At 58.4% G+C, this 18,342-nt stretch carries 16 protein-coding genes, 1 tRNA gene and 1 riboswitch; of the genes, 9 read left to right on the forward strand and 8 right to left on the reverse strand.

The features are described from left to right. Window positions 1-15: 15 nt before the first annotated feature. Window positions 16-804 carry an inositol monophosphatase family protein gene (locus SERAS12_RS15975; RefSeq protein ID WP_013813629.1) on the forward strand — a complete coding sequence of 263 codons (789 nt, stop codon included), beginning with the start codon at window positions 16-18 and terminating at the stop codon, window positions 802-804. A 63-nt stretch (window positions 805-867) separates the two neighbouring features. Here SERAS12_RS15975 and gap read toward each other — a convergent pair whose 3' ends face one another. The 4 genes from gap to SERAS12_RS15995 form a co-directional block, all read right to left on the reverse strand. Beyond that, on the reverse strand, window positions 868-1,878 hold the full coding sequence (gap, locus tag SERAS12_RS15980; protein ID WP_013813630.1) for a type I glyceraldehyde-3-phosphate dehydrogenase: 1,011 nt from the start codon (window positions 1,876-1,878) through the stop codon (window positions 868-870). 80 nt (window positions 1,879-1,958) lie between these two features. Beyond that, window positions 1,959-2,933 (reverse strand): GlxA family transcriptional regulator, encoded by a 975-nt coding sequence (locus SERAS12_RS15985; protein ID WP_013813631.1) that lies wholly within the window; start codon window positions 2,931-2,933, stop codon window positions 1,959-1,961. A gap of 77 nt (window positions 2,934-3,010) precedes the next feature. Then, window positions 3,011-3,745 (reverse strand): SDR family NAD(P)-dependent oxidoreductase, encoded by a 735-nt coding sequence (locus SERAS12_RS15990; protein ID WP_013813632.1) that lies wholly within the window; start codon window positions 3,743-3,745, stop codon window positions 3,011-3,013. A gap of 27 nt (window positions 3,746-3,772) precedes the next feature. Beyond that, on the reverse strand, window positions 3,773-4,795 hold the full coding sequence (locus SERAS12_RS15995; protein WP_013813633.1) for an LLM class flavin-dependent oxidoreductase: 1,023 nt from the start codon (window positions 4,793-4,795) through the stop codon (window positions 3,773-3,775). Window positions 4,796-4,954: 159 nt separating this feature from the next. Then, window positions 4,955-5,057, forward strand: a riboswitch (TPP riboswitch). 62 nt (window positions 5,058-5,119) lie between these two features. On the opposite strand from SERAS12_RS15995, the gene SERAS12_RS16000 reads away from it, so the two are divergent. From SERAS12_RS16000 to SERAS12_RS16015, 4 genes are read left to right on the forward strand one after another with little or no spacing between them, the layout of a single operon-like run. Then, window positions 5,120-5,800, forward strand: a complete 681-nt coding sequence (locus tag SERAS12_RS16000; protein WP_013813634.1) for a TenA family protein — start codon at window positions 5,120-5,122, stop codon at window positions 5,798-5,800. Further along, window positions 5,797-6,537, forward strand: a complete 741-nt coding sequence (locus SERAS12_RS16005) for an ABC transporter ATP-binding protein (protein ID WP_013813635.1) — start codon at window positions 5,797-5,799, stop codon at window positions 6,535-6,537. Before SERAS12_RS16000 ends, SERAS12_RS16005 begins: the two co-directional genes overlap by 4 nt. Continuing rightward, entirely contained in the window at window positions 6,534-7,301 is a 768-nt protein-coding gene (locus SERAS12_RS16010; protein ID WP_013813636.1) for an ABC transporter permease, read from the forward strand. Before SERAS12_RS16005 ends, SERAS12_RS16010 begins: the two co-directional genes overlap by 4 nt. A gap of 26 nt (window positions 7,302-7,327) precedes the next feature. Further along, a complete protein-coding gene (locus SERAS12_RS16015) occupies window positions 7,328-8,263 on the forward strand; it encodes an ABC transporter substrate-binding protein (protein WP_013813637.1) in 936 nt (311 codons plus the stop codon). A 68-nt stretch (window positions 8,264-8,331) separates the two neighbouring features. Here SERAS12_RS16015 and SERAS12_RS16020 read toward each other — a convergent pair whose 3' ends face one another. After that, window positions 8,332-9,063 (reverse strand): ABC transporter substrate-binding protein, encoded by a 732-nt coding sequence (locus SERAS12_RS16020; protein ID WP_013813638.1) that lies wholly within the window; start codon window positions 9,061-9,063, stop codon window positions 8,332-8,334. A gap of 297 nt (window positions 9,064-9,360) precedes the next feature. Between SERAS12_RS16020 and opgB the strand changes: the two genes are divergently transcribed. Both opgB and SERAS12_RS16030 read left to right on the forward strand, forming a co-directional pair. After that, window positions 9,361-11,664: a phosphatidylglycerol--membrane-oligosaccharide glycerophosphotransferase gene (gene opgB, locus SERAS12_RS16025; protein WP_013813639.1), complete on the forward strand. Its 2,304-nt coding sequence runs from the start codon at window positions 9,361-9,363 to the stop codon at window positions 11,662-11,664. A gap of 263 nt (window positions 11,665-11,927) precedes the next feature. Next, window positions 11,928-13,388, forward strand: a complete 1,461-nt coding sequence (locus SERAS12_RS16030; protein WP_013813640.1) for an AMP nucleosidase — start codon at window positions 11,928-11,930, stop codon at window positions 13,386-13,388. 41 nt (window positions 13,389-13,429) lie between these two features. On the opposite strand, the gene nac is transcribed toward SERAS12_RS16030, so the two are convergent. After that, complete coding sequence (gene nac / locus SERAS12_RS16035; RefSeq protein ID WP_013813641.1) at window positions 13,430-14,353, reverse strand: nitrogen assimilation transcriptional regulator NAC; 924 nt, start codon at window positions 14,351-14,353, stop codon at window positions 13,430-13,432. Between the two features lie 351 nt (window positions 14,354-14,704). Between nac and SERAS12_RS16040 the strand changes: the two genes are divergently transcribed. Continuing rightward, window positions 14,705-14,780: transfer RNA gene (locus SERAS12_RS16040), tRNA-Asn, on the forward strand. An 872-nt stretch (window positions 14,781-15,652) separates the two neighbouring features. Here the strand turns inward: SERAS12_RS16040 and SERAS12_RS16045 are convergent. After that, window positions 15,653-16,408 (reverse strand): SDR family oxidoreductase, encoded by a 756-nt coding sequence (locus SERAS12_RS16045; protein ID WP_013813642.1) that lies wholly within the window; start codon window positions 16,406-16,408, stop codon window positions 15,653-15,655. Window positions 16,409-16,525: 117 nt separating this feature from the next. Between SERAS12_RS16045 and SERAS12_RS16050 the strand changes: the two genes are divergently transcribed. Further along, window positions 16,526-17,122, forward strand: coding sequence for a TetR/AcrR family transcriptional regulator (locus SERAS12_RS16050; RefSeq protein WP_013813643.1), 597 nt, complete (start codon window positions 16,526-16,528; stop codon window positions 17,120-17,122). Window positions 17,123-17,368: 246 nt separating this feature from the next. Here the strand turns inward: SERAS12_RS16050 and SERAS12_RS16055 are convergent, their stop codons facing one another. After that, window positions 17,369-18,136 carry an AraC family transcriptional regulator gene (locus SERAS12_RS16055; protein WP_013813644.1) on the reverse strand — a complete coding sequence of 256 codons (768 nt, stop codon included), beginning with the start codon at window positions 18,134-18,136 and terminating at the stop codon, window positions 17,369-17,371. Window positions 18,137-18,342: the final 206 nt, after the last annotated feature.

Below are 18,342 nucleotides of genomic sequence, written 5' to 3' on the forward strand. Positions count from 1 at the left end.
CTTTAAGGATCTGTTATGAATGAACACATTTCCCGGCGCCTGGCGCTGGCTGAACGGGTGGCGCGTGAGGCGGGCGCCAAGGCGCTGGACTATTTCAACCGTCGCGAAAGTCTGGTGATCGAAACCAAACGCGATGCGCAGGACGTGGTATCGATTGCCGATCGTGAGGTCGAGCTGCTGATCCGCGGACAGATCGCCCAAGCGTTTCCGGACGACGGTTTTCTCGGTGAAGAGTTCGGCCTGCAACCCGGGAATTCAGGCTATCACTGGGTGGTCGATCCGATTGACGGCACCAGCCCCTTCGTCAACGGCATGCCGAACTGGTGCGTGTCCATTGCCGTCATTTACCAGGGCGAGCCGGTGATCGGCGTGATCATGGCGCCCTGCCAACAGGAATGTTTCGTCGCGGCGCAAGGCGCGGGCGCCACGCTCAATGGCAAACCGCTGCATGTGGATCCGGCGCGCACCTTGCAAAACCACATCACCGGGTTTGGTGCCAACAGCTATGTGGCACCTGAACGCGTCGGTGAAATCGCCGCCGAGATCACGGCGGTCGGCGGCAATTTCTTCCGCAACGGTTCCGGCGCCATGATGCTGGCATGGGTCGCCGCCGGGCGGCTGGTCGGCTATTACGAACCTTATATGCACGCCTGGGACTGTCTGGCGGGTTATTGCCTGGTGAACGAAGCCGGCGGCTGGACGCATCCGTTTAACGCACAAGGGGAACAGCTGTTACGTGGTGCGCCGGTGCTGGCGGTGGCCCCTGGGGCCAAAGACGAGCTAATGCGTATCGCGCGGTTATGATCTTCGTGTGAACAAGCACGTTATAGCGGGCGCAGCATGCTGCGCCCCTGCTCGGGTAACCGACTACAACCCGCGTTTTTCCATCAGCAACGCGAGATCGACCAGGCGGTTAGAGAAACCCCATTCGTTGTCATACCAGGCCAGGATCTTGACCAGCTTGCCGCCGATGACCAAGGTAGACAGCCCGTCGATAATGGACGAACGCGGATCGCCTTTATAATCGCTCGACACCAAAGGTTCGTCGCTGTAGCCAAGGATCCCCTTGAGCGGCCCCGACTCCGCCGCCTGGCGGAAGGCAGCGTTGATCTCCTCGCTCGTCGCTTCGCGTTTCAACGTGACCGTTAAATCAACGATAGAGACCACAGGGACCGGCACCCGCAACGAGTAGCCGGTCAGGCGGCCATCCAGCTCCGGGATCACCTTGCCGAGCGCTTTGGCCGCGCCGCTGGAGTAAGGCACAATCGACTGAGCGGCGGCGCGCGCGCCACGTAAATCTTTTTCAGGCTGATCGTGCAGCGCCTGGCTATTGGTGTAGGCGTGGGTGGTGTTCATCAGGCCGTATTCAATGCCGAAGGTGTGATGCAGCACCTGCGCGGCAGGCGCCAGCCCGTTGGTGGTGCAACTGCCGTTACTGACCACCCGATGTCTGGCCGGATCGTAATCCTGATGGTTAACGCCCATCACGATGGTGATGTCGTCGTTCTTGGCCGGCGCCGAGATGATAACGCGCTTGGCGCCGCCTTTCGTGATGTGCACCTCGGCCTGGCTTTTGTCGGTAAAAAAGCCCGTCGCTTCAATCACGATGTCAACGCCGACGCTTTTCCACGGAATAGCGCCTGGATCTCTTTCAGAGAAAACATGAATCGGCCTGCCATCCAGCAGCAGCTGGTTTTCACCGGCCTCGACGCTGGCGGCCAAGGTGCCCGAAAGCGAATCGTATTTCAGCAGATGCGCCAGGGTTTTGCTGTCGGTCAAATCGTTGATCGCGACAACCTGAAAGTCACTGCGCCCTAACGCCGCACGTAAAACATTGCGCCCGATTCTGCCGAAACCGTTAATGCCTACTTTGACCATGATCTACTCCTTCGTTATTGTCTCTGCCTGCCAATCTAGCCGGGAGAGAGATGTGGCGTAAATGACGTTTATAGATCAATTTACGCCAAACTACGGGAGTGAAAACGATCGCGGTACTCGGTCGGCGTAAGCTGCAGGTTTCTTTCGAACACGCGCCGCAGGTTGAGGCCATTGCCAAAACCGGTGGTCACGGCAATATGCTCGATGCCTTCCGCACTCTGCTCCAGACGCTGCCTGGCGGTATGCAAACGCCCTTCTTCGACGAATTTAGCGGGGGAGATGCCGGTCTCGCGGGTGAAGACGCGCGTAAAGTTTCGCGGGCTCATGGCGACCCTCTCGGCCAGTTTCTCAACGGAAAGATCGCCGTCCAGGTTTTCCAGGATCCAGGACTGGAGATCGCGGATCGGGCCAGGCGTTTTGGCCTGATTCAGCGGATAGCGGCTGAACTGCAATTGCCCGCCGGGGCGGCGAAGAAACATCACCAGATCTTGCGCCACTTCACGCGCCTGAATAAAACCGTAATCGTCTTCAACCAGCGCCAGGGTGAGATCGAAACCGGAGCTGACGCCGCCGGAGGTCCAGACGGGCCCGTCCTGAACGTAGATCGGCCCGTTTTCGACCTTCACCTTCGGGAAACGAGATTGCAGGGTATCCAGCAAGCGCCAGTGCGTCGTCGCCCGGCGCCCTTCGAGCAAACCGGCCTCGGCAAGCAGCAAGGCCCCGCCGCAAACGGAAGCGATACGGCGTGCGTTGGGGGCGGCGCGACGGAGCCAGCCTGCGACAAACGCGCCTTCTTCCTCGGTCGCCCCCTTTCCGGTGACAATGACAGTGTCACGTTTTTGTTCAGGGTCGAGATCGGAAAGACGGTGATCGGCCAGCAAATTCAACCCGGACGACCCATGAACTACCCGATGAGACTGCGTGGTGGCGACCTCAATCCGATAGAGCGGAGCGTCGTTGGGCCTCAAGCGGTTGGCCTGCATCAGGATGTCGGCGATACCCGCAGACTCAAACAGCATGCCCCCTTCGGGGACGATAATCAGGAATGTATGCATGGCCTTAAAATACAATTTGAGCAAAATAAGTCAATAAGGCACATGCCACGCCACCCTGGCCGCCACCGGTTTTCCGCTCAGGATATCGCCAGCGCAACGCCCGTAACGCGTTCAAGTTCCGCCAACAGCGCATCCTGAAAAACCGGATCGCGCGCGGCGGCATGCGGCTCCAGGCGGCGCTGGTGATGCCAATAACCGCCGGAAACGCCGGCCTGCGCATCTGTGCTGGTGACCAACCATTCCTGCGTCAGGTGCCCCAGGCGCAGATCGTCGGGGGCGTTTTCGCCACCCATCTTGGTCGGCACCCAGCCAGGATCGACCGCGCTACTGACCACGCCCGGCCAACGCCGGGCCACGGCGGCGGCGAGCGCCGTCACAAATAGCTTGCTGTCCGAATAGGAGACGGCGGCCTGCCCGCGCCAGTCCACCTTTTCCAACGCGGCGCGACCGTCAAAATGCATGCTGCTGCTCAAATACACCAAACGCGCCGGGCGAGCGATAAGCGCCGTCAGCAGATAAGGCGCAATCACGTTGACCGCCAGCACCTGCGACCCGGTGAAGACACCGGCATTGTGAATGACCGCATCCGGACGCCCGAGGCGGTTCACCTGTTCGGCCACCTCTCGGGTCTGCTGCAAATCAGACAAATCGCCGGTAACCGCCAGCGCACCGCGGTCCAGCAAATCGCGCACGCCGTGGAGCCGGCCTGGCTTACGCACGTGAACGATCACCTGATGCCCTTCGCCCAGCAGGGTTTCCGCCGCCGCGCGCCCCAGCCCGTCCGCCGAGCCGGTAATGAAAATACGAGACATGGCCAGCTTCCTTTTATTTTTAAGACATCAACGCCAGCCCAGCGCCGGGGCGACATGGGTGAGGATCGACTCAATCACGTGCGCGTTGTAATCGACGCCCAACTGGTTAGGCACGGTTAACAGCAAGGTGTCCGCTTCGGCAATGGCTTCGTCCTGCGCCAGCTGTTTGATCAGCTCTTCCGGCTCGGCGGCGTAGCTGCGGCCGAAAATCGCCCGGGTTTGCTGGTCGATATACCCGACCTGATCGCCTTCCTTGCCGCTGCCGCCGAAGTAGCTGCGGTCCTGCTGGTTCATCAGCGCAAAGATGCTGCGGCTTACCGACACGCGCGGTTCGCGCGGGTGGCCCGCTTCTTTCCATGCCGCGCGGTAAGCGCGGATCTGGTTGGCCTGCTGAATGTGGAAGGGTTCGCCGGTTTCGTCGTTTTTCAGCGTTGAGCTTTGCAGGTTCATCCCCAACTTTGCCGCCCACACTGCCGTGGCGTTGGAGCTGGCGCCCCACCAGATGCGATCGCGCAAGCCGGCGGAGAAAGGTTCGATGCGCAGCAGCCCCGGCGGATTAGGGAACATCGGCTGCGGGTTCGGCTCGGCAAAGCCCTCACCGCGCAGCGCATCGAGCAGTACCTCGGTGTGGCGACGGGCCATATCGGCCTCGGTCTCGCCTTCTGCGGGCGTATAGCCAAAATAGCGCCAGCCTTCGATAACCTGCTCGGGCGAGCCGCGGCTGATGCCGAGTTGCAGCCGCCCGCCTGAAATCAGATCGGCGGCTCCGGCGTCTTCCACCATATAAAGCGGGTTTTCATAGCGCATATCAATCACGCCGGTGCCGATCTCAATGCGTTGGGTTTTGGCGCCGACGGCGGCCAACAGCGGGAACGGGGAGCTGAGCTGGCGGGCAAAGTGATGCACGCGGAAATAGGCGCCATCCGCCCCGAGTTCCTCTGCGGCGACCGCAAGATCGATGGATTGCAGCAGCGCATCCGCCGCCGAACGGGTGCCGGACTGTGCCGAAGGCGTCCAGTGACCAAAAGAGAGAAAGCCGATCTTCTTCATGGGAGTGTTCCTCAGAGTCAACATTACCGGATTACAGTGCAAAAATGCCGCCGCCGGTGCCAGAGAAATCGTCGCGAACCGCACTAAACGAACCGATTGCCGCCCCCGCCGTTCCCCCTCGTCCGAGCATTGTAATCAAAAAGCAAATATCGTATAACAGGCTCCTCCGAGGGGTGTCCTGTTACGGGCTGAGATGGCGCAAGCCGAACCCTTTGAACCTGATCTGGGTCATGCCAGCGAAGGGACGGGTCGGCAATCACTCTCTCGGTCATTGCCTGTTCATACCTCAGCGCGCCCGGATCTCCACTCACTTTTGGAGGTCCCATGTTTACTCCCCTTTTCGATAACGGTCTTTACGGACGGCTGCGCCAACAGGCAGGCGCGGACTGGCAGGACTACGTTGCTCATCCTTTTATTCAGCAACTGGCCGCCGGCACGCTGCCTGAATCCGCGTTCCGCCGCTATCTGACCCAGGATTATCTGTTCCTGATCCACTTCGCCCGCGCCTACGCCCTGCTGGTGAGCAAGCTGCGCACGCTGCCGGAGATGCGCGCGGCCACCGCTTCGCTCAATGCCATCGTCGCCGAGCTGCCTTTGCATCTGGCTTACTGCGCCGGTTGGGGGCTGGGCGAACCCGAGATTGCCGCCGAACCCGAGGCGGCGGAAACCCTGAACTACACCCGCTATGTGCTCGATATCGGCCACTCCGGCGATGCGCTGGATCTGCTGGCGGCGCTGATGCCCTGCGTCGCAGGCTATGCCGAGATTGGTCTGCGCCTGCTTGACGACCCGGCGACGGTGATGGAGGGCAATCCTTACGCCTCGTGGATCCGCAACTATGGCGATAAAAACTATCTGGCCGGCGTGCAGGCAGCCCTCGATCTGCTGGAGCGCGTGGGCCACCAGCGTGGCGCAGAAAGCCGCTTTACCGAGCTTGCGGGGATTTTCACCACCGCCACCCGGCTGGAGTCCGCCTTCTGGCAGATGGGGTTGAACGCCTCATGAGTGACCGCATCGCGCCGCCCGGCATTCAGGTGCGGGATCTCAGCCTGTGCTTTGGCCGGCAGGTGATTTTCGATCGGCTGAGTTTCGATATTGCCGGCGGCAGCGTTGTCGCCCTGCTCGGCGCCAGCGGCGCGGGCAAAACCAGCCTGCTGAAGATTATCGCCGGGCTGATGCTGCCCACCGCCGGTGAGGTGACCGGCAGCGATGGCCTGCCGATAGCCGGCCGCATCGCCTATATGGGGCAAAAGGACCTGCTCTATCCGTGGCTGACCGTCGCCGAAAACATCAGCCTCGGTGCGCGGCTGCGCGGTGAAAAAGCCGACCGGGAATGGGCTGGGCATCTGCTCGAGCGCGTGGGGCTGAGCGGTTACGCCAAAGCTCTGCCCTCGGCGTTGTCCGGCGGCATGCGCCAGCGCGCCGCCATCGCGCGCACGCTGTATGAACGCCAGCCGATTGTGCTGATGGACGAGCCCTTCTCGGCGCTGGACGCCATTACCCGCGCCATGATCCAAACCCTGGCGGCCGAGCTGTTGGCGCAGCATACCGTGCTGCTGATTACCCATGATCCGATGGAGGCCTGCCGCCTGAGCCATCGCCTGTTGGTGCTCTCCCGCTACCCCGACGGCATTGACGATACACATATCATCAGCGGCCTGCCGCCGCGCGCACCGGACGATCCCCATCTGCTGAAAAGCCAGGGCGAGCTGTTGCAGCAACTGATGAGGGCCGCCGAATGAAACCGCTCATTGAAAACCGCCTGTCGCAGGTGCGCCGCAGCCTGACGGTGTTCGCCGGTTTACTGCTGCTGTGGTGGCTCATCACGTTGGGCGATATTCCCGCCTTTTTGCTGCCTTCCCCCTCTGCGGTGGCGCAGGCGCTGTGGAGCGGGCGCGCCTATCTTGCTTATCACACGCTGATCACCGCCTCGGAAATTGCCTGCGGGCTGGGGATTGGGGTATTGCTCGGCGCCGCGCTGGCGCTGTGCATGATCTATTCGCCCCGGCTGCAACGCTGGCTGATGCCGCTGGTGCTGACCAGCCAGGCGATACCGGTATTTGCGCTGGCGCCGCTGCTGGTGCTGTGGTTCGGCTTTGGCATGAGCGCCAAAGTGGCGATGGCGGTACTGGTGATCTTCTTCCCGGTCACCTCCGCGTTCTTTGACGGGCTGCGCCGGGTCAATAACGATTATCTCGATCTGGCCCGCACCATGGGCGCTTCCCCCTGGGCGCAACTGCGCCATGTGCGGCTGATGGCGGCGCTGCCGGCCTTTGGTTCCGGGTTGCGCATGGCCGCCGCCGTCGCGCCCATCGGCGCCATTATCGGCGAATGGGTCGGCTCGGCGGAGGGATTGGGCTACGTGATGCTGAACGCCAACGCGCGCATGCAGACCGACGTCTGCTTTGCCGCGCTGTTTATTCTGGTGCTGATGACCGTCTTGCTGTGGATGACGGTGAATGCGCTGCTGCTGCGCCTGATCGACTGGGCGCCGGAAAACGACTGATAACTTTTTAACGACTGGGGTAAGAAATGATCAAGCAAACCTTCTGCGGGCTGATGCTCAGCGCCGCTCTGGCCGGCAATGCTGCCGCCGCCGAAAAACTGACGCTGGTGCTCGACTGGTATATCAATCCCGATCACGCACCCATCATGGTGGCCGAGCAAATTGGCGCCTTCAAGGCCGAAGGCCTTGAGGTCAAGATTGTGCCCCCTTCCGATCCGGCGCTGCCGCCGCGTCTGGTGGCAGCAAAACAGGCCGACCTCGCCATCACCTATCAGCCTCAATTGCACTTCTTCGCCGATCAGGGCCTGCCGTTAGTGCGCGTGGGCACCCTGATTAACTCACCGCTCAATACCCTGATGACGCTGGATAAAAGCATCACCTCGCCGGCGGATCTCAAAGGCAAAAAAATCGGCTATTCCGTCAGCGGCATCGAACAGGCCACGCTGGCAACCATGGTCAAACATTCGCATATCGACCCGAACGACATGAAGCTGATTAACGTCAATTTCCAACTGACCAGCGCCCTGCTGGCGGGCCAGGTCGATGCGGTGATCGGCGGCTATCGCAACATTGAAGCGCTGGAGTTGAAACTGCAGGGGAAAAATCCGGTGGTGTTCAACGTCGAAGACTACGGCGTGCCGGCCTATGACGAACTGATCATCGTCGCCAACCGCGACGCGGTAGCCGAGCCGAAGATCAGGAAATTCCTCGCCGCGCTGAAAAAAGGCAACGATTACCTGCAGGCTCACCCACAGGAAACCTGGCTGGCCTTCGCCAAAACCCATCCGGAGCTGAACACCGAACTGAACAAGCAGGCGTGGCAGGCGAGCTTGCCGCTGTTCGCCACCGATCCGGCCAGGCTGGACACCGCGCGCTACCAGGCTTACGAACAATTCCTGTTCGACAACAAGCTGATCAAGAAAATCACCCCGGTGGAACAATACGCCGTGGAACTGCATTAAGGGGTATCCGCAAGGGCGCTGTATGCAGCGCCCCTACCCTCGAACCACAAAAGCCGTTGCCGACCGCCTCACGCCGTAGGGGCCACCGTCACATCGCCCTGACCGCTGCGCTTCAGCGCCTGCTGCACCAACCCGCTGGCTTTGCATCTTTCCACAAAACAGCGCACATAGGCTGCCCCCTGCTCTTTACCGCGCGGCACCGCCATCGCCTGGTGAATCGCGGTAAAATGCCCGTCCAGCACCCGGTAGCCCGGGTTCGCCGCAGCGGCGGCAAGCAGCGGTTGACGCACGCCCGCAGCGGCGTCCAACGCTTGCTCGAAGAATAAGGTGATCGCTGCAGGCGAAGTCTCTGCCCGCACCAGTTCCGCCTGCTTTAAAGTACGCGACAGATACAGGTCATAGGCCGCGCCCTGACCCACCGCAATGCGCATGCCAGGCCTGTCGAGCTCGGCCACTTGTCGATAAGGCGCCTCCTGCGCCACCAGATAGGTGCCCTCAATAATGACGTAAGGGGCACTGAAGGCAATTTGCTCCGCCCGCACCTGTTCGATGGCCATAAAGGCGACATCCCAGGCGGCGGTTTCCAGCGCGACGAAAACCTTGCCCGCCGCATCATAGGTCACCAGCTCCAGCGCCACGCCCAGCTCATGCGCCAGCGCGCCGGCCAGCGTGACCGACACGCCTTGCGGTTCCCCATCCGGCCCCCATTGTGCCAACACCGGATTGCCTAAATTGATCGCCGCGCGCAGTACGCCCTGCGGCGCCAAATCATCCAGTACGGTGGTGGAAATGCTCTGCATGTTTTCTCCTGAACAGGTTAATGCGCCTCGCCGGTCTGCAATCAGCGCCATTCATTAATGGTAGAGCCAAATGCCCGGCGAGCAATATTTCAGCGCCCACGCCTCTCAGTAGTGACTATGGTCACAATATTGTCACAAAATTGTTCATTCACGCCTGGCGGCCACCCCGCTGTGCAAACGCGCATTGACCCTGGCGCGTTCAATGCGCTATACCCTTCCTCTTTCGCGCTGCGACAGGTTCAGCAGCCTTTGCCAGGGCAGTTAAGATTTTCTTTTTAATCAGACAGGGTACGGTGGATGGTTTCAGCATTAGTCTCGTTTGCACTTTTTTTAGCCTCAATTTTGATCTACCGGAACAAGGCCGCCGCCAACCGCTGGTGGCTTTCCATTTTGCTGATCCTGCTGGGCAGCTATCTGATCCTCAATGTTATTCTGATCGCCAGTAACTATTTTACCGGCGACGGCATCACCGATGCGGTGATCTACACCCTCACCAGCAGCATGAAAGGGGCCGGCGTCAGCAAGTACGTGCTGCCGTTTATCGGCCTGCTGGCGGTGCTGGCGCTGATTTTCGCCGTGCTGGCCTGGAGCCTGGTGCGGCACAAAGCGAAAAGCAGCAGCGTGGTTTACAGCGTGCTCGCCGTGCTGCTGGCGCTGTTCTCCGTCGGCACCACCCCGGCTTTTCAGGATATTTCGCTGCTGCTCAGAAGCCAGATTACCGGCGACACCGCCGATTTTTACACCTACTACAAAGCGCCGAAAAAGAGCCTGCAGGGCAAAGCGCCGAACCTGGTGTACATCTATGCCGAAAGCCTTGAGCGCACCTATTTCGACCCGGAAATCTTTCCCGATCTCGCCGACGAGCTGAATCGGCACCGTGAAAACGGCATCGACTTCAGCAATACCCAACAGTTGCCGGGCACCGGCTATACCATTGCCGGCATGGTGGCTTCACAGTGCGGCATTCCGCTGTTCGCCCCGTTCGACGGCAACGCCTCCAGCGCCGTTTCCACCTTCTACCCGGAAAACGTCTGCCTGGGCGACGTGCTGAAAGCCGCCGGCTACGACAATTATTTCTATCAGGGCGCCGAACTGGCCTTCGCCGGAAAAGACACTTTCCTGAAATCGCACGGCTTTGACCACGCCTACGGCTACAAGGAATTGCGCGAACAGGTCCGCGATCCGGGCTACAAAAATGACTGGGGCTGGTACGACGATACCGTGCTGGACGTGGTTTTCGACAAGTTCGTCGAGCTGTCGCAGCAGAACAAAAAGTTCTCGCTGTTTGCACTGACCGTGGACACCCACCACCCGGACGGGTTTATCTCCGCGAGCTGCAGTAAAAAATCTTATAGCCGGCAGAACAAAGAGAACCGTTCGCTGAGCGCGGTGGCCTGTAGCCAGCAGCATATCGCGGCCCTGATCGACAAAATCAAAGGGTCGGAGTATTTCAAAAACACCGTGATCGTGGTGTCTTCCGATCATCTGGCGATGAACAACACCGCCTACGACATTCTGACCAAACAAAAGCGCCGCAACCTGTTCTTTATTATCGACGGCAGGCAGCCGCAAAGCGCGCAGCATAACGAAAAACGCAGCACGCTGGACAACGGCGCCACTGTGCTGGACGTGATGGGCGGCGACAACTATATCGGCCTCGGCCGCAGCAGCCTGTCCAGCCCCACGCTGGCTACCGTCTTCTTGAATATCGAAGAAAAAATCAACGGCTGGAAACCGGCGGTGGTGAAGCAATGGGGCTTCCCGAACAGCATTTCCGATTATCAGCTGGATGCCCAGCGCAACAGTTTCACCTTCTCCGGCATCAGCTTTAAGGTGCCGTTTATCCTCAAGGTGACGGACAATAAAATCGAACCCATGTTTAACGTCTATCTTTCCACACCGCTGAAAAAGCAGCTCGCCGGCCTGGGGGCGGGTGAAAAGTTTGTCTGGGTGGATAAATGCTATGAGATTGGCCGGGTGTGGGCGCCCGAACTGGCGCTGAGCACCGACACCTGCGTGGCTTCCGGCAATCTGGCCGCCCCGCCGCATATCGTGCAGGCCAAGGGCGGCAGCTACCGCGGCAAAGTCAGCTTTACCGAGCCCGCAGCGGACAGCGTTGCCGCCTACCAGAACGCCGTCGACAAACTGAAGGTGGACGACGCCGCCGTTAAATATCAGGCGGACGCCATCGCCTTTATGCTGCCGGGCATGCCGCAACAGGTGAAGGCCATTACCGGCGTGTCCAGCGTCGAGGACTGGGGCCGCTGGTCGGACGCCAACCTCGCGCCGGCGGTCAACATCGACTATGTCGCCCCGCTGCCGCCGACCTTCGATCTGGTGCTGCGCGCCCGCGCCTACGGCAAAAACGTCGGTGCGCCGATCTCGGTGCGCGTGGGCGACGAAGAGCAGTTCGTGTCGCTCGGCGAGCAGGACACCACCGTCACCCTGCGCTTCAACAACCCCGGCGGCGCGCAAAACATCAGCATCACGCCACCGGCCCCGACCGAACCGCAGGAAGGAGCCAGCGGCGGCTTTACCCCGAAAAAACGCGGCATCGGCCTGGTCTCGCTGAAGGTGGAACAGGCAGAGCCGGCCTCCTGATCTCAACGTCGCAGCGGCAGCCCTGCCGCTGCGCTTTACTTTTTCTCCGGTTCCATTTCGGCAAAGCTTTTGCGCCCAGCTTCAGCTAACCTGTTGTGATAAATTGCTATAACCAAATGAGTTGGCGTTACCTCAAGGCAGCAAGAACTTACTCAAGCCAGTGACTGGGATGCATGCTCGCCGCTAACGCAGAGGTAACGTCAAAGATGAAGGGTATATCGGCATGCCTCCCGCCGCAGGGACGGGAGAACCAAGGAGAGAGAATGAGTAGTTACCAATCCGGCACCGGCCTTACCCCCGCTCAGGCGATCGACCAGTTGGAAGCACTGTATGACGCCTCGGTTACCGCGCTGCGCCAGGCGGTAGGCGATTTTATCAGCCACGGCAGTGTGCCCGACATACAGGCCCGCGCCGCTGGGCTGTTCGTTTATCCAGAGCTGCGCGTAAGCTGGGACGGGCAAAAATCCGGCCAGAGCAAAACCCGCGCCTTCGGCCGTTTTACCCATACCGGCCGCTACACCACCACCATTACCCGCCCGCAGCTGTTTCGCAGCTATTTGGCCGAGCAACTGGCGATGCTGGCGCACGACTACGACGCCCATATCGAAGTGGCGCCTTCACAACAGGAGATCCCTTTTCCTTATGTGATTGACGGCTCGAACCTGATGCTGGATCGCTCGATGAGCGCCAGCCTCGCGCAGCATTTCCCCACCACCGAGCTGGCGCAAATCGGCGACGAAACCGCCGACGGCCTGTTCAACGCCACCAGCACCTTTCCGCTATCGCACTTCGACGCGCTGCGGGCCGATTTCTCGCTGGCGCGGCTGCGGCACTATACCGGCACCCCGGTGGAGCATTTCCAGCCCTTCGTGCTGTTCACCAACTACACCCGCTATGTGGATGAATTTGTCCGCTGGGCCTGCGCCGAGATAGCCAACCCGGACAGCCCTTATATTGCGCTGTCCAGCGCCGGCGGCATCTACATCACGCCCGAAACCACCGCGCCGGAACAGGCGGTGTCCGATCTGGCCTGGAAAAACCACCAGATGCCGGCCTACCACCTGATTTCGCGCAACGGCCAGGGCATTACGCTGATCAACATCGGCGTCGGCCCGTCCAATGCCAAAACCATTTGCGACCATCTGGCGGTGCTGCGCCCCAGCGCCTGGCTGATGATTGGCCACTGCGGCGGGCTGCGCGAAAGCCAGTCGATCGGCGACTACGTGCTGGCCCATGCCTACCTGCGTGACGATCACGTGCTGGACGCGGTCCTGCCACCGGATATCCCGATCCCGAGCATCGCCGAAGTGCAGCGCGCGCTGTATGACGCCACCAAAATGGTCAGCGGCATGCCGGGCGAAGAGGTGAAACAGCGCCTGCGCACCGGCACGGTGGTGACCACAGACGATCGCAACTGGGAGCTGCGCTACTCCGCCTCGGCGCTGCGCTTTAACCTCAGCCGCGCGGTGGCGGTGGATATGGAAAGCGCCACCATCGCGGCGCAAGGTTACCGCTTCCGGGTGCCTTACGGCACGCTGCTGTGCGTTTCCGACAAACCGCTGCACGGCGAGATCAAGCTGCCGGGCCAGGCTAACCGCTTCTATGAGGGGGCGATCTCGGAACATCTGCAGATCGGCATCTGCGCCATCGATCTGTTGCGCGCCGAAGGCGACAAGCTGCATTCGCGCAAGCTGCGCACCTTCAACGAACCCCCGTTCCGCTAACCTGCCCTTCAGGCCCACCGCGCGTGGGCCTCTTTAAATCCCTATTGCACCAGCGCCAGCGTGCGTTTTTCCTGGCTGCGGCTAACGGCAATCGACAGCAAGATATCCTTCACCACCAACGCCGGTGCGGAAAGCGATTGCTGGCTGGAAATGCACAGTGAAAGCGGCACGCTCAGCGCCGGGGCGGCGATACGCGCCATCCACGCCTTGGCCGGGCCAATCATCGCCCGCGCAACGGATTCCGGCAGAATGGTCGCGCCCAGGCCGCTGGCGATAGCCGCGCTCAGCGTGCCGGGGGATTCGATTTCGCCAATCACGTTGGCGGCCAGCTTGCGCAGCGCCATTGCTTCGTCGACCTGCGTGCGCACCACATCGCCTTCGCGCGGCAGGAACAGATTCAGCCGCGCCACGTCCAACAGATCGACGCTGCTACCGGGGCTTGGCACCGCACGCGTCGCCACCAGATACAGATCTTCCTTCATCAACGCCGTGGCTTGCAGGCCCTCAGGCATTTTTGCGCCGTAGATCACCGCCATATCCAGGCTCTGGCTGGCCACCTGCCCGGCCAACATCGAACCGATGTTCTCGTTCAGGCTGAGTAGAATCCCGGGATGGCGGTCACGCACCGCCTGCAACAACGGCAGCGCCAGTTGCGCGGCCATGCTGCCCGGCGCCAGCCCGACGGAAACCTGCCCACTCACCGCCTGGCCTGCGCCGATGACCGCGCTCTGTGCCTGTTCGCACTGGCGCAGAATGGTTTGGGCGTGAGCATAGAGAATATTGCCGGCTTCGGTGGGCTGCACGCCGCGCTTGGTGCGGATCAGCAATTGTTGCTTCAGCTCCCCTTCCAGCGTCGCCAACTGTTGGCTGAGTGCGGGCTGCGCGATATGCAGCACCTCCGCCGCCTGGGTCAGGCTGCCGATATCGACGATTTTCACGAAATATTTTAGACGTCTGAGATTCATATTGCCTCCGTCGAGCCGCTGAACTGCGTATGGCAAAGCCATGTTGACAACAGAATTGCAAAATCCGGGCCAGCGTAACGGAATAAGAGAAAGTGCTAACTAATCGACGGAAAAATAAGAAAAAATGATATTTGCGCGACCTGATACCGACACGCAACCGGCGGCCAGTGACGCAGGCTTGCACCACCATAAGGCATCTCGCGGCCCGCCGTGGGCCGTTGTGCAGCGCTGCACCAATAAAAGCGATAAAAAGCAGCAGGTTGAATAATCTTGCAGCAAACGGAACGACGAGACGTTTTCACGCTTTACAAGCCCGGGCCACGCCGCTATTATTCGCCCCGTTCACACGATTCCTCTGTAGTTCAGTCGGTAGAACGGCGGACTGTTAATCCGTATGTCACTGGTTCGAGTCCAGTCAGAGGAGCCATATTAGAGAAGCCCGCTCAGGGAAACCTGAGCGGGCTTTTTGCTTTTATCATATTGCCCGCTTTTGATTCACTTCGTTGGCGTGAACAATCTTCAGGATGCATTTTCAGTTTACCCAACGTCCATCAAAAGCGCGGAAGTCTTCGTAAGTTACTCGCAACCCATCACAACAGTCATTCGCTGGCAAATCTGCTCTGGTCAGCCCGAATCTCGTAAAGTCTGAGGATCCTGCTACCGCACAAATTCACCAACGATCGTACTTCCCCTACCCGGATGAAAGTGCGCCAGGTAACCGCATGAAAATGGATCGCGTCGATATCAGCGAGTCTGTGACGTTTCACGGCTAAGAGCCTGAACGATGACCTGGCGCCAGCAACCCAGTACTGTACCGACCTCACGTTTGACGCAATGGGACCGGCTCTGGCTGCAGCTGAAATGGTGCGTTTGAGTGCTCGTCGTGATATTGCAGTTACAGCTATTCAGGAGCGAATGGAGGATAACAAAACGAATCCAGATGCCGACTATATCGTTCGTTTGCATCGTGCACTTTTCATTTAGCCCAACCCTGCGCCCTGCCGCAATACGCTGTTTTTTTTACTGGAAATATTATATAGATGAGCGTTATTACACTTCTAAGCTTATAGATAATTTTATACATCAAATGTAATAAATCGCTTGGTATCTGGAGATGCCCCTGTATATCCAGACAACCGCAACAATAACTGCTGCATATTTTGGGAATATTTCGTGCGCCATGTGCATACGAAATTACCAGCGAATACGGCTCTATACGCCAATCGCCCGGCCGGCAATGTCATTGAACAGCATGCGATCTCTGTATCGCACTGCCAGTTCGCTTTGCGACGAACACTCTCAGTCCGGGGCCTTCCACGCAGAAAGCATTTCAAGGGCGTTGTCGTAGTTACCGGTAGCCTCGGCAGTGCGTAAAAATTTGGCGCGTTCAACAATGATTTCATTAGGCTCGGGTTCTGCATGCAAAAGGTCGAGCGTCTCATTAAGGAAGTCTTCCAGCGGCATGGCATGCTCGTCACTTTCCTGACCAAACAACGTGGTTTGCACACCCGGGGGCGCTAACTCAATTACGCGTACGGAAGTGTCGGCGAGTTGAACACGCAAGCCTTCGGTGAAAGCATGAACAGCCGCCTTGGTGGCACTGTAGGTCATGGCTATCGGGAACGGAACAAACGCTAATGAGGAGCTGACGTTGATGATGACGCTATCGTTCTTTTGAGTGAGTTGAGGCAAAAACGCATAAGTCATGCGGATAGTGCCCAAAAGATTAATCTCTATAGTCTCTTGCGCAATCTTCACAGAATCCGGATCCAAAACATTTTCGCTCAACATAATGCCTGCGTTGTTGATGACGATGTTCAGGTCAGGGTAACGTGCTGCCACGAGCTCGCTCGCCTGGATAATAGACTTGGCATCGGCAACGTCGAGTTCAATGGCCTCTATACCGGGATAATCGATTGTGATCTGATCAAGTAAAGCCTTGCGTCGGCCTGCTACAATGACCTTATTGCCTGCCTGATGAAAGCGCACCGCAAGGCCCAGCCCTATACCCGAGGTGGAACCGGTGATGAGGATCGTATTACCTGAGGTTTTCATATGTTTCTCCGGGTTGGTGAAAAAGGTAGAATGCTAAACGGACAACTATCCGTTAAAACCAAACTTAACGGACAACTGTCCGTTTAGCAAGTTTTAAACTTTTGGACAGGAGGACTGGTGACACAGCAACAAAAGATGGAGCGCCCCGCACGCGCTGACGCACAGCAAAATCGCGAACGTATTCTGTCGGTTGCGCTTCAGGAGTTGACCCTTTCCGCAGACGTGCCACTCAGCGCGATCGCGAAGAAGGCAGGCGTAGGACAAGCAACTTTTTATCGTCACTTTCCGTCACGGGAAATATTAGTGATGGAGGTTTATCGCTATGAGATGTTGCAGGTCACAAAATTTGCAGAGCACTTGCTTCAGACCCTCCCGCCCGACCAGGCATTACGGGAGTGGATAAATCGCCTTGCCGAGTACGCGATAACCAAAGCTGGCCTGGCAAATGCCATTCGCGAGGTGTCACTCACGCGGGACTGTCAGGAAAAAGCGGGCTATGCCCCTGTGATCGCTGCGGCTCAATTACTACTCGATGCAAATAAGGAAGCCGGAACCCTCCACACCGGGGTTACCACTGACGACTTCTTCCTTGCCATTGCGGGTATATGGCAGCTTGATTTTAATGACGAGTGGCAACCGCAGCTAACCTGGCTCATAGACATCGTTATGGCGGGACTGCGCGCGGGGGCGCCGCGACGCACTGTTTCTCAGTAGAGAACAATCAAAGCGTACATGCAGGATAGTGGTGAAACCGCCGAAGTATCCCGGGGTGTTTGAACAATAATTGCCTCGCCTTTTCATTATTTTTTAAGCCTGGTATTGATTGATATTTGCAATACGTGGATCTGGTTAAAAACATCAAGCGCAGAGGCGTGCTTATTTGCCGGGATTACTACATGCTCCTCACGACAGGGTAGTCTCTGTAGTTAAGTCCTGGTCGCAAATAGCGCTGGCTAAGAGCTAAAAACGGAGCTCCTTCTGGTTAATTAACGAATCGGTTTGAGCTTTTTTATCAGTTATAGGTATGTAATAACCTCCCCGCAATCTTAAGTCACCTTTATAAGGTTCCACCTTACTTTCACATATAAAAAAATCATGTCCGGTCCGGCGGGCTTCGCGTCTGAATGGCATAATATGCCCGTAAATATTTACCTGCATTTCTGTCAACTGCTCAGGTGTTCCCTGGAAAGGAAACCGTAGAAATGCCGCGGCTCCATCTGAGCAGGTGTGGCCTTCCGGGATAACGGTTGCGAACGTCAGGCTGAAGTTTATTTGTTCAGCATTACTGGAAGACGGCTCACACATTACAGCGAAGGATATCGGAAATACATCATTCGGTATTTTTCCGGCTATGCGAAATAATTCCTGGCGCTGCTCAGTGTGGAATCGCACATTCCCAAGATCTGTACTGTTACAGGTATAGTTCAGACTGATACCCGGTAATGAATGCAGACTTGCCATAATGCGCTGCGGGGTTGGCAATACTGGATATTTTCCGGTAAATTCTGGGATCAACCCATTAAAATTCCAGAGCTCCGACTCACGATAACGACCTGGCGCCAGACCAAAATGACGCTTGAAAGTACGGGTAAACGTTTGCTGCGTACTGAAACCCAGCCTATCAACTATTTCGATAACGGCGAGGAGCGAACATTTGCCTCCAGGAGGAGGCAGGAAGACCTCTAAAAACGAAAGGTCTGTTTTGTCGGGATACTTACAGTGGGGCATGGCCCTCCCCAAAAATCCTGCCCCATTCAGAAACAGAATTCCGGCATGATAAATGCCCCCCGAAACGGATGTAGGGCCGATAAAAAAGTCACGATTTATCGAAGAACAGATTGTCTTTGCCCTGAAGCAGGTAGAACTGGATACGGCGGTGCCGGAGTTCTGCCATAAGCTGTGGCAGGTCAGAACACTGAGTTTTATTTTCCCGT

The sequence above is a fragment of the Serratia sp. AS12 genome (assembly GCF_000214195.1).
Taxonomy (GTDB): domain Bacteria; phylum Pseudomonadota; class Gammaproteobacteria; order Enterobacterales; family Enterobacteriaceae; genus Serratia; species Serratia plymuthica.